The following is a 16,762-nucleotide window of genomic DNA, read 5'->3' as shown; positions in this document are numbered from 1 at the left end:
ATCACCCTAGAGTACCATTGCTGAACTGATGATAGTAAGCAGTGGCGGTTTATTCACGTTACGAATGCAAAGAGGATTTGCGTGCAGCAAATCTACTAGGGTGGTACCGCGGGAGGCCTTCTCGTCCCTTTTTGGGATGAGGAGGTCTTTTTGTTATGGTACAAAAAGATATGAAATTTACGTTTTTTTTTGGAGGGTAAAACATGGAATATAAAGATACATTATTGATGCCAAAAACTGAATTTCCAATGCGTGGAAATTTACCAAACCGCGAGCCTAAAATGCAAGAACAGTGGGCTGAAATGAATATTTATGAAAAAGTACAAAAACGTACGGAAGGCCGTCCGCTATTTGTCCTGCATGATGGACCTCCATATGCGAATGGCGATATTCACATGGGACATGCATTAAATAAAATTTTAAAAGATTTTATCGTTCGCTATAAGTCGATGTCAGGCTTCTGTGCACCTTATGTACCAGGCTGGGATACACACGGTTTGCCAATTGAAACAGCTTTAACAAAAAATAAAAAAGTAAACCGCAAAGAAATGACGGTAGCTGAGTTCCGTAAGCTTTGCGAACAGTATGCTTGGGAACAAGTAAACGGCCAGCGTGAGCAGTTCAAGCGTTTAGGTGTACGCGGAGATTGGGATAATCCATATGTAACGCTTCAGCCGCAGTACGAAGCGCAACAAATCAAAGTGTTTGGTGACATGGCGAAAAAAGGCTACATCTACAAAGGGTTAAAACCAGTGTACTGGTCCCCTTCAAGTGAATCTGCTTTAGCAGAAGCGGAAATTGAGTACTATGACAAACGTTCAGCTTCTATTTACGTAGCATTTAACGTAAAAGATGGTAAAGGTGTGCTTGAACAAGATGAAAAATTCATCATTTGGACGACAACACCATGGACAATGCCAGCTAACCAAGGGATTGCCGTCAATCCTGAGCTTCAGTACAGCGTAGTTGAAGCAGATGGAGCAAAATATGTAGTGGCAACTGAACTGATTGAAACAGTTGCTAAAGAAATTGAATGGGCTGACTATAAGACGCTTCGTACGGTAAAAGGTTCAGAACTTGAGCGTGTAGTAGCTGAGCATCCAATCTACAAGCGTGATTCATTAGTTGTTCTTGGCGATCACGTAACAACGGATGCTGGTACTGGGTGTGTTCATACAGCACCGGGACACGGGGAAGACGACTTTATCGTTGGTCAAAAATACGGTTTGGAAGTTCTTTGTCCAGTCGACAGTAAGGGTCATATGACGAATGAAGCACCAGGATTTGAAGGGTTATTCTATGATAAAGCGAATAAGCCGATTACAGACAAACTAGAAGAAGAAGGCGCGCTGTTAAAATTAAGTTTCATTACCCACTCATACCCACATGACTGGCGTACAAAGAAACCAACAATTTTCCGTGCAACGGCACAGTGGTTTGCGTCTATTAAAGATTTCCGTGAAGATTTATTAAAAGCAGTAGAAAAAACAAAATGGGTGCCTACTTGGGGTGAAACGCGACTTTATAACATGGTGCGTGACCGCGGAGACTGGTGTATTTCTCGTCAACGTGCATGGGGCGTTCCAATTCCGGTATTTTATGCTGAAAATGATGAGCCAATCATTACGGATGAAACAATTGAACACGTATCAAATCTATTTAGAGAACATGGATCAAACGTATGGTTTGAGCGTGAAGCAAAAGACTTGCTTCCGGAAGGCTTTACTCATGAAGGAAGCCCAAATGGCCGCTTCACAAAAGAAACAGACATCATGGACGTATGGTTTGACTCTGGTTCTTCACATCAAGCTGTTCTTGAAGAACGTGAAGACTTACAGCGTCCGGCTGATTTGTATTTAGAAGGTTCTGACCAATACCGCGGCTGGTTTAATTCAAGTCTTTCTACAAGCGTAGCTGTAACGGGTGAAGCACCTTATAAAGGGGTACTTAGCCACGGATTTGCTTTAGACGGTGAAGGTCGCAAAATGAGTAAGTCATTAGGAAACGTTGTAATTCCAGAAAAAGTAATGAAACAACTAGGTGCAGATATTTTACGTTTATGGGTAGCTTCTGTAGATTACCAAGCTGATGTTCGTGTATCTGATAACATTTTAAAACAAGTAGCAGAAGTATATCGTAAAATCCGCAACACGTTCCGTTTCTTACTAGGAAACTTAGCGGACTTTAATCCAACAACTGATGCTGTAGCTGTTGAAGACCTTCGTGAAGTAGACCGCTACATGCTTGTGAAGCTGAACAAATTAATTGATAAAGTGAAAAAATCTTATGATTCATATGAATTCTCAAGCATTTATCACGCAGTGCATAATTTCTGTACAATTGATATGAGTTCATTCTACTTAGACTTTGCAAAAGATGTATTGTACATCGAAGCAGAAAATAATGTAGAGCGCCGCAGCATTCAAACGGTCCTTTATGAAACGTTATTATCGTTAACGAAATTAGTGTCTCCAATTCTTTCTCATACAGCAGACGAAGTATGGGTTCACATTCCAAATGTAACGGAAGAAAGCGTGCAGCTAGTTGATATGCCAGAGGTTCAAGAAATCGAAGGAGCAGATCAATTAGTAGAGAAATGGGATGCATTCATGGAGCTTCGTGATGAAGTATTAAAAGCGCTAGAACAGGCTCGTAATGAAAAAGTAATAGGTAAGTCTTTAGAAGCAAAATTAACGCTGTATCCAACAGCAGATACGAAAGAACTGTTAGCATCTATTTCTGAAAATGTAGGTCAACTCTTCATCGTTTCAGATCTTGAGGTAGCAGAAGGTGAAGCACCTGCTGAAGCACAAAAATTCAGCTATGCTTCAATTGTTGTAAGTAAAGCAGAAGGTGAGAAGTGTGAGCGCTGCTGGGTTGTATCACCAACAGTTGGCCAAGATCAAGATCACCCGACTTTATGTACACGCTGTGCGGATGTTGTAAAAAATCACTACGTTCAGCAGTAATTAACAAAAACACGTCCTTTTTGGGCGTGTTTTTTGCTGTACGAAATTCCCAAATACAATGGTATAAAGCATTTAAAGCCTTAGGAAAAACTTGTGTTGTAGATTCGATGGAAAACTCGGTAAACCTAACATCATTAATACTTCATCTTATCAGCACAGGAGGCGTTTGAATGTATGAAAATTATCTTTCCATTGGACAGGAATTAGCTCTTATTAAAGAAGAATTACAAGATCGCCTATTGAGATATGCTACAGAACAATCTGGTTATATAGATGAAAAGGAACGTTACGTGATAGAAATGATTAAAGCCGATTTAAAAGATGTAGAACACGCGTTAGCAAAGCTTGACGTTGGTGCGTTTGGAATTGATGAACTAACTGGCGAAGTGATGTCTATTCATAAATTAAAAGTAATGCCGACGGCCCGCACAAATGAAGATTTATTTGTTTTATGGTGAGAAGCGAGAAAAAAAATGAATTATGTGCTAAAATGCTTTAGTATGGATTCGTTTGATTTTATTGCGGGAGGAAAACGTTTGTGTTTTATTATCTTATCGCTTTAGCTGTTATACTTATTGATCAGGTAACAAAATGGATGATTGTAAAAGAAATGTATTATGGACAAAGCATCACCGTAATTGAAAACTTTCTTTACATTACCTCTCATCGTAACAGAGGAGCCGCGTGGGGGATTTTACAAGGACAGATGTGGTTCTTTTATCTCATTACGGTGGTTGTGGTAGTCGGTTTAATAATTTATATTCAAAAGCTCAAAAAACAAGATAAATGGTTCGGTATTGCGCTAGCATTAATGTTAGGCGGCGCCATTGGAAACTTTATTGATCGAGTGGTCCGTAAAGAAGTAGTTGATTTCGTAAATACATACATCTTTACGTATGATTTTCCGATTTTTAACGTAGCTGATTCGGCACTTGTGGTCGGAGTAATCATCATGTTTATTATGACGCTGTTTGAAGGGAAAATGAAGAAGGAGCACAAAGAATGAATGTAATTGAAACAGTTATAAATGAAGAACAAGCGGGAGAACGTATTGATAAAGTACTTTCGACTGTAAATGCAGAATGGTCACGTTCACAAGTGCAGCAATGGATTAAAGAAGGTCACGCAAAAGTGAACGATAAAACCGTCAAAGGAAACTATAAATGTAAAACAGGAGACGCTATTATTATCGAAGTGCCGGAATTAGAAGAGCTTGATGTGGTAGCGGAAGAAATGGATTTAGATATTTATTATGAAGATCAAGATGTGCTTGTTGTAAATAAACCTCGCGGCATGGTTGTACATCCAGCTCCTGGTCATCATAGCGGCACGCTTGTAAACGGCCTAATGGCTCACTGTAAAGATTTATCGGGTATTAACGGCGTTATGCGCCCTGGTATCGTTCATCGAATTGATAAAGATACATCCGGTTTACTTATGGTTGCAAAAAATGATTTAGCTCATGAATCACTAGTTAGTCAGCTTGTAGCTAAAACAGTGACGCGTCGTTATAAAGCTATCGTTCACGGAGTAATTGCGCACGATCACGGTACAATTGATGCGCCAATCGGCCGAGATAAGCAAGATCGTCAAAGCATGACGGTAACTGATGAAAACAGTCGTGATGCAGTGACACACTTTACTGTATTGCAGCGTTTTAAAGATTTTTCACTAGTCGAATGTAAGCTAGAAACGGGGCGAACACACCAAATTCGCGTTCATATGAAGTATATTGGCTTTCCGCTTGCCGGGGATCCGAAGTACGGACCGAAAAAAACGCTTCCGATTGACGGACAAGCGCTTCATGCAGGTGTATTAGGCTTTATTCACCCTCGTACAAATGAATATATGGAATTTGAAGCACCGGCTCCAAAAGAGTTTAATGAGATGCTAGAGCTTATTGAAAAAAGAAGTTGACAACTGCCATAAGTGATGGCATACTTGTATTAACTTAATAAGAACCTTTAAGAACAGTCCAGAGAGGCTGAGAAGGAAACGGTGCAGAAAAGGCATATTTATAGCCTTTTTGAAGAAATATATCTAAAACCAAATCCTCTTGCCTCAAGGCAAGAGGATTTTTTTATGTCAACAACTTGAGGTGAAAAACAGTGAACGTAAAAGCTACCGTACTTGACGAACAGGCTATTCGCCGCGCTTTAACTCGAATTGCACATGAGATTATTGAAAAGAATAAAGGAATCGAAAATTGTGTGCTAGTGGGGATTAAAACGCGAGGTATTTATATCGCAAAACGTTTAGCAGAACGAATTGCACAAATTGAAGGAAATACATTGCCAGTCGGAGAACTAGACATCACGCTTTACCGAGATGATTTATCGAAAGTGACAAGCAATGATGAGCCTCTCGTAAAAGGATCAGATATTCCGACAGATATTGCAAATAAGAACGTCATCTTAGTAGACGATGTGTTATATACGGGCCGTACGGTTCGAGCAGCACTTGATGCACTGATTGATATCGGCCGACCTGAACTCATTCAGCTGGCTGTCTTAGTGGATAGAGGGCACCGCGAGCTGCCGATTCGAGCAGACTACGTTGGCAAAAACGTACCGACAGCTAAAAGTGAAAAAATTGCGGTGCATTTAATGGAAGTAGACGAAAAAGACCACGTGTCTATTTACGAAAAATAAATTATATACCCTTTTAAATGGTAGTCCCGTGAGGCTGCAAAAGGGGGGTCACTATACAAGGGAAACTATACTGCGGTATAGCGTCTTCCTTGTATGCTGAAAACCTCTTTGCCTCTGCGTAAAGAGGTTTTTTAATAGTGATAGGAGGAAAAACATATGAGTCAACAACGAGATTTTGTACTTGATATACATGATAAACCAAAAGCAATAAATTGGTTAACATTGAGTCTGCAGCATTTGTTTGCAATGTTTGGGTCGACGGTGTTAGTGCCATTCCTAGTTGGGTTCAGCCCGGCAATTGCTTTGATTTCAAGCGGGGTAGGAACGCTTGCTTTCCTGCTCATTACAAGAGGTCAAATTCCTTCTTATCTTGGTTCATCGTTCGCGTTCATCACGCCAATCATTTTCGCCAAAGCTTCGTTTGGACCTGAAGAAACGATGGTTGGTTGTTTCTTAGCCGGACTTGTTTATGGAATTGTTGCTTTGATTATAAAAGGAACAGGAATCAATTGGATTATGAAGCTGCTTCCTCCGGTTGTAGTAGGACCAGTTATTATGGTTATAGGCTTAGGACTGGCTAATACAGCAGTAGGCATGGCTATGAACGATGCAAAAGGAAATTACAGCTTAACTTACCTGATGGTTGCGCTTGTGACACTAGTGATAACAGTTGCTTGCTCAATCTTCTTTAAAAACATTATCAGTCTGATTCCGGTACTGATGGGAATTATCGGTGGATACATCTTCGCTTATACACAAGGATTGGTAGACTTTTCAAAGGTAGTGAAAGCAGAGTGGATTGAAGTACCTCACTTCTACGTGCCATTCGTCACATACACGCCGTCCATTTCATTAGGGATTGTGCTTATCATGGTACCTGTAGCAGTCGTAACACTCTCAGAACATATCGGACACATTCTCGTCTTAAATAAGATTGTGGATCGAAATTATATTGAAAAGCCAGGGCTGCACAGATCGATTTTAGGAGACGGAGTAGCAACTATGCTTGCTGCGCTGATCGGCGGACCGCCAAATACAACATACGGTGAGAACATCGGAGTGTTAGCCATCACAAAGGTGCTTAGCGTATTTGTGATAGCAGGAGCAGCAGTCTTCGCGATTTTGTTCGGGTTTGTCGGAAAAATCAACGCTCTTATTTCAAGTATACCAACGCCGGTCATGGGCGGGATTTCGATTCTCTTATTCGGAATCATTGCTTCATCGGGCTTGCGAATGATGGTGGATGCAAAGGTAGACCTTGGATCAAAACGAAACTTAATGATTGCTTCGATTATCTTAGTATTAGGAATCGGAGGAGCACACTTAGATATCTCAGAACATGTAAAGATTGATAGCATGGCACTGTCTGCTATCATGGGAGTTCTGCTGAATCTAGTTCTGCCGAAAGAGAAGATAAAAGAAGCAGAAAACGTTCAAGAAACGTCAGCACGAAAAATTTCATAGAACGCCTTTTAATTGAAATCCAGAGAGGTTTCTAAGGGTGTGTGAAAAGCGCGTTATAGACGAAGCTTGTTTTCTTACACCCTTTCTAAGTTAGAAAGGGTGTTTTTTATAAAGAAATGCGAGGAAAGCAAAAATGGAGGGAATCGATATGAAACATTTAGTGACAGTCTCAACACTAGAAACAAATGAAATTCTAGAGATTTTAGACAGCGCTGAAAACTATCGAACGAATAAACAAGGATGGAAACCGGAAGAGAAAATGTTTGTTGCCAACTTATTTTTTGAAGCGAGCACGCGTACTCGATGCAGCTTTGAAATGGCAGAACAGCAGCTAGGATTAACAACAATTCCGTTTGAAGTAACAACTTCAAGCGTCCAAAAAGGAGAAACGCTTTATGACACGATTGAAACATTAGCTTCAATCGGCGTTCAATCAGTTGTTATTCGCCACCCGCAAGATCGTTATTATGAAGCACTGCAGGAAAAAGTATCGATTCCCATCATTAATGCAGGAGACGGATGCGGTCAGCATCCAACTCAGTGTCTGCTTGATCTACTGACGATTCGCCAAGAGTTCGGCTCGTTTAAAGGATTAAAAGTTGCAATAGTCGGAGATTTGCGACATAGCCGCGTAGCGAGATCGAATGCTGAAATGCTGACAAAACTAGGGGCGACCGTATATTTTGCGGGACCTGAAGAATGGAAAGATGAAGAGAACAGACACGGTACATATCTTGATATCGATGAAGCAATCGAAACGGTCGATGTTGTGATGCTGCTGCGTATTCAATTTGAAAGGCATGAAGAGAACACTTCAGAGCTTGCACAGAACTACCACAGCCGCTTCGGATTAACCGTTGAACGAGAGCGGAAAATGAAATCACATAGCATTATCCTTCATCCAGCTCCTGTAAACAGAGGAGTCGAAATTGCAGATGAGCTCGTTGAATGTGAACGATCAAGAATTTTTAAACAAATGCAAAATGGCGTGTACATTCGCATGGCAGTATTAGCAAGAGCGCTACAACCAATTGAAAGGGGACTTAATAATGACAACAATTATCAAAAATGCTACATGGTTAAATGAAGGAAAAATTGAACAAGTCGAACTGAAAATTGAAAATGGTGTAATTGCTGAAATAGCTTCACACATCGACGTGGAGAATGAAGAAGTCATTGATGCAGGCGGGAACTTCTTATCACCGGGTTTAATCGATGTCCACGTTCACTTGCGCGAGCCAGGGGGAGAAAAGAAAGAAACGATTGAAACGGGTACTCTAGCAGCGGCAAAGGGCGGTTTTACAGCAATTGCTGCAATGCCAAACACGCGTCCAGTTCCCGATACTGTTGAACAAATGGAGTGGGTAAACAAGCGTATTGAAGAAACAGCACATGTTCGCGTATTGCCATACGCATCGATTACCACTCGCCAATTAGGAAAAGAACTAACGGACTTTGAAGGCTTAAAAGAAGCGGGCGCATTTGCTTTTACAGATGATGGAGTAGGCGTTCAGTCAACAGGAATGATGCTAGAAGCGATGAAGAAAGCCGCTTCATTAAATAAAGCAATCGTTGCACACTGTGAAGATAATGATTTAATCAACAAAGGCTGCGTCCACGACGGAAAATTTGCAAAAGAACATGGACTAAACGGTATTCCTTCTATCTGTGAAGCCGTTCAAATTGCACGAGATGTACTGCTTGCTGAAGCAGCAAACTGTCACTATCATGTGTGTCACGTAAGTACAAAAGAATCCATTCGCGCCATTCGAGATGCAAAAAAAGCAGGTATTCGCGTAACCGCAGAAGTAACGCCTCATCATTTACTGCTAAATGAGGAAGACATCCCTGGGCTTGATTCAAACTTTAAAATGAATCCCCCGCTTCGAGGAAAAGATGATCAACAGGCATTAATTGAAGCTTTATTAGATGGAACGCTTGATTTTATCGCCACTGATCATGCACCGCACACAGCGGACGAAAAAGCAGAAGGCATGGAGCTTGCGCCGTTTGGGATTGTGGGACTTGAAACAGCTTTCCCGCTTCTTTATACAAACTTAGTATTAAAAGAAGTAATGACGCTAGAGCAGCTAGTATCATATTTAACAAACAAGCCTGCTGACACGTTCAACCTTCCCTATGGCACCATCGAAGTAGGGAAAACAGCAGATTTAACTATCATTGATCTTGAAACGGAAAAAGCAATTAATCCAGAAGAATTTGTATCAAAAGGTAAAAATACGCCGTTTGCTAACTGGGTATGCAAAGGTTGGCCGGTAATGACATTAGTAGAAGGTAAACGAGTATGGGAGGATGTTAAAGCATGCAACGTCAACTAATTTTAGAAGATGGAACAGTATTTATCGGAAAAGGATTCGGCAGCGACAAAGAAATGACAGGAGAAGTTGTTTTCAACACGGGAATGACAGGATATCAAGAAATTCTATCTGATCCATCATACTGTGCACAAATTGTGACATTAACATATCCTTTAATCGGAAACTACGGTATTAACCGCGATGACTTTGAGTCGATTGAACCAGCTGTACACGGTTTGATTGTAAAAGAAATTTGTGATGCTCCTTCAAACTTCAGAAGCGAACTATCAGTAGATGAATTTTTAAAACAAAAAGATATTCCAGGATTAGCTGGAATCGACACGAGAAAATTAACGAGAAAAATTCGTCAGCACGGTGCGCTTCGCGGACGCGTGTGCAACATGGAAGTCAATGTAGAAGAAGTGGTAGCACAGCTTCAAAATCATGAACTTCCGACTGATTCAGTTAAAAAAGTATCAACAGTGAAGCCTTATCCAAGCCCAGGCAGAGGTAAAAAAGTGGTACTCGTTGACTTTGGAATGAAACACGGAATTTTACGTGAATTAACAGCTCGTCAATGCGACGTGATTGTGGTTCCTTATAACGTAACTGCGCAAGAAATTCTTCAATTAAATCCAGATGGCATCATGTTGAGCAACGGACCTGGAGACCCAAAAGACGTACCTGAAGCAATCGAGATGATTCAAGGGGTTTTAGGAAAGGTTCCTCTTTTCGGAATTTGTTTAGGACATCAGCTGTTTGCGCTAGCATGCGGAGCAGATACAGAAAAAATGAAATTTGGTCATCGTGGATCCAACCATCCTGTAAAGGATCTAAAAACCAATAAAGTAGCTCTTACATCTCAAAACCACGGCTATACAGTATGTGAGCCATCTCTTGTCAACACGCCATTAGAAGTGACGCACGTTGCGCTTAACGATGGAACAGTTGAAGGAGTAAAGCATAAAGAATATCCGGCATTCACGGTTCAATATCACCCTGAAGCATCACCGGGACCTGAAGATGCAAACGGATTGTTCAACGAATTTATGAATCTTATGAAAAACAATCAGAAAGTAGGTAATTGCTAATGCCAAAACGTCAAGATATTAACACAATTCTCGTAATCGGATCAGGACCAATCGTCATCGGACAGGCGGCAGAGTTTGACTATGCAGGAGCGCAAGCGTGTATTGCCCTAAAAGAAGAAGGATACAAAGTTATTCTTGTGAATTCCAATCCTGCAACAATCATGACAGACTCAGAAATGGCAGATAAAGTATATATTGAACCTCTAACGGTTGAATTTGTAAGCTCAATTATTCGTAAAGAACGCCCTGATGCACTGCTTCCAACGCTTGGCGGTCAAACGGGATTGAACTTAGCGGTAGAATTACATGAAACGGGTATTTTAGAAGAATTTAATGTAGAAATTCTCGGGACAAAATTATCGGCGATTGAACAAGCTGAAGACCGTGAGCAGTTCCGTTCACTAATGAATGAACTAAATCAGCCTGTCCCAGCAAGTGAAATCATTCATTCGCTAGACGAAGCGTATGCGTTTGTTGAACAAGTAAACTATCCGGTAATCGTGCGTCCTGCTTATACGCTTGGCGGTACGGGAGGCGGAATTTGTAACAACGAGCAAGAGTTGATTGAAATTGTAACAAGTGGATTAAAACACAGTCCTGTAACACAGTGCTTACTTGAGAAAAGCATTGCAGGCTTTAAAGAAATTGAATATGAAGTAATGCGCGATGCAAACGATAATGCGATTGTAGTATGTAATATGGAAAACTTTGATCCGGTCGGTATTCATACGGGAGATTCAATTGTTGTAGCACCAAGCCAAACGCTAAGCGACCGTGAGTATCAGCTGCTTAGAAATGCGTCACTAACAATTATCCGAGCGCTTAAAATCGAAGGCGGATGTAACGTTCAGCTAGCACTAGATCCAGAAAGCTTCCAGTATTACGTAATTGAAGTAAACCCTCGCGTAAGCCGCTCATCGGCTTTAGCATCAAAAGCAACAGGGTATCCAATTGCAAAATTAGCAGCAAAAATTGCGGTAGGCTTAACATTAGATGAAATGATGAACCCGGTAACTGGGAAGACATACGCATGTTTCGAACCGGCACTAGATTACATCGTATCTAAAATTCCACGCTGGCCGTTTGATAAATTTGAATCAGCTAATCGTAAACTAGGTACACAGATGAAAGCAACAGGTGAAGTAATGGCAATTGGCCGCACGTTCGAAGAGTCAATTTTAAAAGCCGTACGCTCACTAGAGTCAAACGTTCATCACTTAGAGCTGAAAGATGCGCATGAATTTGATGATGCAATTATTGAAAAACGTATTCGCAAAGCTGGTGATGAGCGATTATTCTACATCGCAGAAGCGATTCGCCGTGGCGTAACGATTCAGCAAATTCACGAGTGGAGCAAAATCGATCTCTTCTTCTTAGTAAAACTTGAAAAAGTGATTGCTTTTGAAAATGTGTTAAAAGAAGAGATTCATAACGTAGAAGTTTTACAGGAAGCAAAAGAAATGGGATTTGCAGACTGCACGATTGCTAAGCTATGGAATCAAACAGAGCGTGAAGTATATGACTTCCGCAAACAAAATGGCGTGATGCCAGTGTACAAAACGGTAGATACATGTGCAGCTGAATTTGAATCTACAACACCATATTTCTACGGCACGTTTGAAGATGAAAACGAATCGATTGTTACAGATCGTAAAAGCGTTGTAGTGTTAGGGTCAGGACCAATCCGCATCGGGCAAGGAATTGAGTTTGACTATGCAACAGTTCACTCCGTGTGGGCGATTAAAGAAGCTGGATACGAGGCGATTATTGTCAATAACAATCCAGAAACAGTATCAACTGACTTCAGTATTTCAGATAAATTATACTTCGAGCCGCTGACGATTGAAGATGTGATGCATATCATCGATTTAGAAAAACCAGAAGGTGTGGTTGTACAGTTCGGTGGTCAAACAGCAATCAACTTAGCAGACGAGCTAGAAGCAAGAGGGGTCAAGATTTTAGGAACGTCGCTTGAAAGCTTAGACGCAGCGGAAGATCGTAAAAAATTCGAAGCGACGCTAGCACGTTTAGAAGTACCTCAGCCGCTTGGAAAGACGGTTACATCCGTAGAAGAAGCAGTGGTTGTGGCAAAAGAAATTGGTTATCCGGTGCTTGTACGACCTTCATATGTACTAGGCGGACGCGCAATGGAAATTGTATATAAAGAAGAAGAACTGCTTCACTATATGAAACACGCGGTAAAAGTACACGCTGATCACCCTGTGTTAATCGACCGCTACTTAACTGGAAAAGAAATTGAAGTCGATGCCATTTCAGACGGTGAAACAGTGGTTATTCCAGGGATTATGGAACATGTAGAGCGCGCCGGTGTACACTCAGGTGACTCCATTGCTGTATATCCACCGCAAACTCTGTCACAGGATGTAAAAGATACAATCATTGATTACACAACACGTATTGCAAAAGGCTTAAACATTATTGGACTGCTCAACATTCAGTTCGTCTTATCAAAAGGAGAAGTGTTTGTTCTTGAAGTAAATCCTCGTTCAAGCCGTACGGTGCCGTTCTTAAGTAAAATTACGCGTATTCCGATGGCGAATGTCGCAACAAAAGTTATTTTAGGAACAAGTTTGCGAGAGCTTGGTTATGAATCAGGCATGCACCCTGAAGAAGAAGGCGTCTACGTAAAAGTGCCGGTCTTCTCATTTGCAAAGCTGCGTCGCGTAGATATTACGCTTGGACCTGAAATGAAATCTACTGGAGAAGTAATGGGGCAAGATTCAACGTACGAAAAAGCATTATATAAAGGACTAATTGCGTCAGGTATGTCCATTAAGCCGTACGGTTCAGTACTTATGACAGTAGCGGATAAAGACAAAGAAGAGGCAACAGCGCTTGCGAAGCGTTTTGCTAACATCGGCTACCAGGTGATTGCAACGGAAGGAACAGCTTCAACGTTTACAAAAGAAGACATTCGCGTAAAAGTAGTAAATAAAATTCATCATGAAGATCACAATCTTTTAGATGTGATACGAAAAGGTGAAGCGCAGCTTGTCATCAACACGCTAACAAAAGGAAAACAGCCTGCGCGTGACGGATTTAAAATTCGCCGTGAAGCAGTTGAAAATGGTGTACCTTGCTTAACATCACTTGATACAGCAGAAGCGATTTTACGAGTGCTTGAAACGATCAGCTTCCATACAATACCAATGAAAAAAGTTCGTCCAACTAAAGAGGTGACAACCGTATGATCAAACATGAAATGATGCAAGTCGTCAGTCAGCGACCGTTAACACACAATGTATATGAATTAACCCTTCAAGGCGAGCTTGTTCGTTTCATGAATGAGCCGGGGCAGTTTGTGCATATCCGCGTCAACAACGACTATTTGCCACTGCTTCGCAGACCAATCAGTATTGCAGAAATTGACCAAACGCACGAACAATTTACGATGATTTACCGTGCAGAAGGGGCGGGAACATCGCTGCTTGCCGAAAAACAAGCCGGACAGTCGATTGACGTGTTAGGTCCGCTTGGCCACGGTTTTCCATTAGATACCATAGAGGCAGGTCAAACCGCTTTATTAGTAGGGGGAGGCATTGGAGTGCCTCCGCTCTATGAGCTTTCAAAAAGACTTCGTGAAAAAGGCGTGCAGGTTATTCACGTCTTAGGCTTTCAATCAAAAGCAGACGTATTTTACGAGCGAGAGTTTTTAGCTTTAGGAGAAACATATATTGCAACGGTAGACGGCTCTTACGGAACAAAAGGTTTTGTCACAACGGTGATTGACGAGCAGCAGTTTTCATATGATGTTATGTTTTCATGCGGTCCAACTCCGATGTTGAAAGCACTAGAAAATAATTATACAAACAAGCCGCTTTACATTTCTTTAGAAGAAAGAATGGGTTGTGGAATCGGCGCTTGTTTTGCATGTGTATGCAGAGAAAGTGAAGATTCTACGGCGTATAAAAAAATCTGCAGCGACGGTCCCGTCTTTCAAGCAGGGGAGGTGCTTCTATGAGCATGCTAAAAACGACATTGCCAGGATTAGATTTGAAAAATCCAATTATGCCAGCATCCGGCTGTTTTGGATTTGGACGTGAGTATGCTCAATTTTATTCACTTGATGCACTTGGAGCCATTATGATTAAAGCGACTACTGCTGAAACTCGTTTTGGCAATCCAACTCCTCGCGTAGCGGAAACATCTGCAGGAATGTTAAATGCAATCGGATTACAAAATCCTGGGTTAGAAAAAGTAATGAATGAAGAGCTCGTTTGGCTTCAGCAATATGATGTGCCGATTATCGCGAACGTAGCCGGTGCTTCAATTGAAGAATATGTGCACGTGGCAAAAGAAATTTCAACCGTATCAAATGTAAAAGCACTTGAATTGAATATTTCATGTCCTAACGTAAAAGAAGGCGGAATTGCGTTTGGCGTAGATCCTGTCATTGCTGCTCGTTTAACGAAAGCAGTAAAAGATGTTTCAAATGTTCCAGTTTATGTTAAACTATCACCAAACGTGTCCAATATTGTAGACATGGCGATGGCTGTTGAAGAAGCTGGTGCGGATGGCTTAACGATGATCAATACGCTTCTCGGGATGCGTCTGGATTTGAAAACAGCTCAGCCGGTTTTAGCGAACGGCACAGGCGGACTGTCAGGCCCATCAATTAAACCGGTAGCGATTCGAATGGTATATGAAGTGAGCCAAAAAGTGAACATTCCAATTATCGGTATGGGCGGAGTGACGACTGCTGAAGATGCACTCGAGTTCCTATATGCAGGTGCAAGTGCAGTGGCGGTTGGTACAGCAAACTTTGTTGACCCGTATGTATGCCCAACCATCATTGACGAACTGCCAAGGCTATTAACATCATTAGGATACGAGCATGTTTCAGAATGTATCGGAAGGAGCTGGAAAAAGCGTGAAGCAACCGTTAATCATTGCTCTTGATTTTTCATCAATTAACGATGTACAGCAGTTTTTAATGCCTTTTCAACAAGAGTCATTATTTGTGAAAGTAGGCATGGAACTGTTTTATAAAGAAGGGTTATCCATTATTTCTGCATTAAAAGAGCAAAACCACCAAATCTTTTTAGACTTAAAGCTTCATGATATTCCCAATACGGTAAAGCAAGGGATGAAGTCTTTAGCTTCTCTTGAAGTGGATTTGGTTAACGTTCACGCAGCGGGCGGAATGAACATGATGCAAGCAGCCGTTGAAGGACTTGACTTAGGAACCGCTGCCGGCAAAAAGCGCCCGGATTGTATTGCGGTTACTCAGCTAACGAGTACATCTGATGAAATGCTAAAAGAGCAGCAGCTCATTACACATTCGATGCAAGAAGTGGTTACGCATTATGCAGCGCTTGCTAAAAAAAGCGGACTTGACGGCGTTGTATGTTCTACTCATGAAGTCCCTTCGATTCGAAAAGCAGCAGGAGAGGACTTTTTGACCGTAACGCCGGGTATTCGTATGGGCACAGATTCAGTAGATGACCAAGTCCGTGTGGCAACACCTCAGCTAGCGAGAGAATATGGCTCAAGTGCCATTGTCGTTGGACGTTCTATTACTAAAGCAAAAGACCCGCTTAAAGCATATTATGAGATGTTACAGCAGTGGAAAGGGGAGCGTATTACGCGATGACAAAACTACGAAAAGAAATTGCAAAACAATTAATTGATATTGAGGCAGTAAGCCTTCAACCAAACGAGCCGTTTACGTGGGCCTCTGGAATTAAGTCACCTATTTATTGTGACAACCGTCTAACGCTTAGCTACCCGAAAGTGCGAAAAGAAATTGCAAAAGGTCTGCAGCATTTAATTAAAACGTATTTTGCCAATGCAGAAGTGATTGCCGGTACCGCTACAGCTGGTATCCCTCATGCAGCATGGGTAAGTGAAGCGCTAGAGCTTCCAATGTGCTATGTGCGAAGCAAAGCAAAAGAACATGGCCAAGGAAATCAAATCGAAGGAAAAGTAACAAAAGGTCAAAAAGTAGTTGTGATTGAAGATTTGATTTCAACTGGAGGAAGTGTGTTTACCGCAGTCGATGCATTAAAAGCGCAGGGGTGTGAAGTGCTTGGAGTTGTGTCTATCTTTACATATGAGCTGGAAAAAGCGCGTCAGCTGTTTAAAGAAAAAGAACTTCAGGTTTATTCGCTAACAGACTACTCTACGCTAGTAGAAGCGGCAAACGAAGCGGGATACATTGAAGAAGAAGCGATGGACAAGCTATTTAAATGGCGTGAAAACCCTTCAGACCCTTCATGGATGAACTAAACTAGGTCTATAATAAAAAC

14 protein-coding genes and 1 other annotated feature (1 of these 15 running past the window's edge) are annotated in these 16,762 nt (G+C 41.5%); all 14 genes read left to right on the top strand.

Going from position 1 to position 16,762, the window contains the following annotated elements; all coding sequences use genetic code 11:
- Window positions 1-132, top strand: a binding site (T-box leader) (it extends 89 nt beyond the left edge of the window).
- A gap of 71 nt (window positions 133-203) precedes the next feature.
- The 14 genes from ileS (at window position 204) to pyrE (ending at window position 16,742) form a co-directional block, all read left to right on the top strand.
- A complete protein-coding gene (ileS, locus tag ACFX4G_RS01025) occupies window positions 204-2,969 on the top strand; it encodes an isoleucine--tRNA ligase (RefSeq protein WP_377572621.1) in 2,766 nt (921 codons plus the stop codon).
- A gap of 170 nt (window positions 2,970-3,139) precedes the next feature.
- Window positions 3,140-3,427, top strand: a complete 288-nt coding sequence (locus ACFX4G_RS01020; protein ID WP_013084845.1) for a conjugal transfer protein TraR — start codon at window positions 3,140-3,142, stop codon at window positions 3,425-3,427.
- Window positions 3,428-3,507: 80 nt separating this feature from the next.
- The gene (lspA, locus tag ACFX4G_RS01015; RefSeq protein WP_013084844.1) at window positions 3,508-3,975 is read left to right on the top strand and encodes a signal peptidase II; all 468 of its coding nucleotides are present in this window, start codon (window positions 3,508-3,510) and stop codon (window positions 3,973-3,975) included.
- Window positions 3,972-4,886 carry an RluA family pseudouridine synthase gene (locus ACFX4G_RS01010; RefSeq protein ID WP_013058941.1) on the top strand — a complete coding sequence of 305 codons (915 nt, stop codon included), beginning with the start codon at window positions 3,972-3,974 and terminating at the stop codon, window positions 4,884-4,886. Before lspA ends, ACFX4G_RS01010 begins: the two co-directional genes overlap by 4 nt.
- 191 nt (window positions 4,887-5,077) lie before the next feature.
- Complete coding sequence (gene pyrR, locus ACFX4G_RS01005; protein WP_013058940.1) at window positions 5,078-5,620, top strand: bifunctional pyr operon transcriptional regulator/uracil phosphoribosyltransferase PyrR; 543 nt, start codon at window positions 5,078-5,080, stop codon at window positions 5,618-5,620.
- 156 nt (window positions 5,621-5,776) lie between these two features.
- Window positions 5,777-7,084, top strand: coding sequence for a uracil-xanthine permease family protein (locus tag ACFX4G_RS01000; protein ID WP_097824524.1), 1,308 nt, complete (start codon window positions 5,777-5,779; stop codon window positions 7,082-7,084).
- 148 nt (window positions 7,085-7,232) lie between these two features.
- Window positions 7,233-8,171, top strand: coding sequence for an aspartate carbamoyltransferase catalytic subunit (locus ACFX4G_RS00995; RefSeq protein ID WP_013058938.1), 939 nt, complete (start codon window positions 7,233-7,235; stop codon window positions 8,169-8,171).
- Window positions 8,134-9,423, top strand: coding sequence for a dihydroorotase (locus ACFX4G_RS00990; protein WP_043976431.1), 1,290 nt, complete (start codon window positions 8,134-8,136; stop codon window positions 9,421-9,423). Before ACFX4G_RS00995 ends, ACFX4G_RS00990 begins: the two co-directional genes overlap by 38 nt.
- Entirely contained in the window at window positions 9,408-10,493 is a 1,086-nt protein-coding gene (locus ACFX4G_RS00985; RefSeq protein WP_043976434.1) for a carbamoyl phosphate synthase small subunit, read from the top strand. Before ACFX4G_RS00990 ends, ACFX4G_RS00985 begins: the two co-directional genes overlap by 16 nt.
- Entirely contained in the window at window positions 10,493-13,705 is a 3,213-nt protein-coding gene (gene carB, locus ACFX4G_RS00980) for a carbamoyl-phosphate synthase large subunit (RefSeq protein ID WP_377572618.1), read from the top strand. Before ACFX4G_RS00985 ends, carB begins: the two co-directional genes overlap by 1 nt.
- Window positions 13,702-14,475: a dihydroorotate dehydrogenase electron transfer subunit gene (locus ACFX4G_RS00975; protein ID WP_013058934.1), complete on the top strand. Its 774-nt coding sequence runs from the start codon at window positions 13,702-13,704 to the stop codon at window positions 14,473-14,475. Before carB ends, ACFX4G_RS00975 begins: the two co-directional genes overlap by 4 nt.
- The gene (locus ACFX4G_RS00970) at window positions 14,472-15,413 is read left to right on the top strand and encodes a dihydroorotate dehydrogenase (RefSeq protein WP_013058933.1); all 942 of its coding nucleotides are present in this window, start codon (window positions 14,472-14,474) and stop codon (window positions 15,411-15,413) included. Before ACFX4G_RS00975 ends, ACFX4G_RS00970 begins: the two co-directional genes overlap by 4 nt.
- Window positions 15,385-16,107, top strand: coding sequence for an orotidine-5'-phosphate decarboxylase (gene pyrF / locus ACFX4G_RS00965; protein ID WP_013058932.1), 723 nt, complete (start codon window positions 15,385-15,387; stop codon window positions 16,105-16,107). The genes ACFX4G_RS00970 and pyrF overlap by 29 nt, the downstream gene beginning before the upstream one ends.
- Window positions 16,104-16,742 carry an orotate phosphoribosyltransferase gene (pyrE, locus tag ACFX4G_RS00960; protein WP_013058931.1) on the top strand — a complete coding sequence of 213 codons (639 nt, stop codon included), beginning with the start codon at window positions 16,104-16,106 and terminating at the stop codon, window positions 16,740-16,742. Before pyrF ends, pyrE begins: the two co-directional genes overlap by 4 nt.
- Window positions 16,743-16,762 lie beyond the last annotated feature (20 nt).

Origin of the sequence: Priestia sp. YIM B13486 (assembly GCF_042787865.1) — a bacterium.
Lineage (GTDB): Bacteria > Bacillota > Bacilli > Bacillales > Bacillaceae_H > Priestia > Priestia megaterium.
Note: the sequence above shows the minus strand (reverse complement) of the source record. Positions and strands in the feature narration are given on the sequence as shown.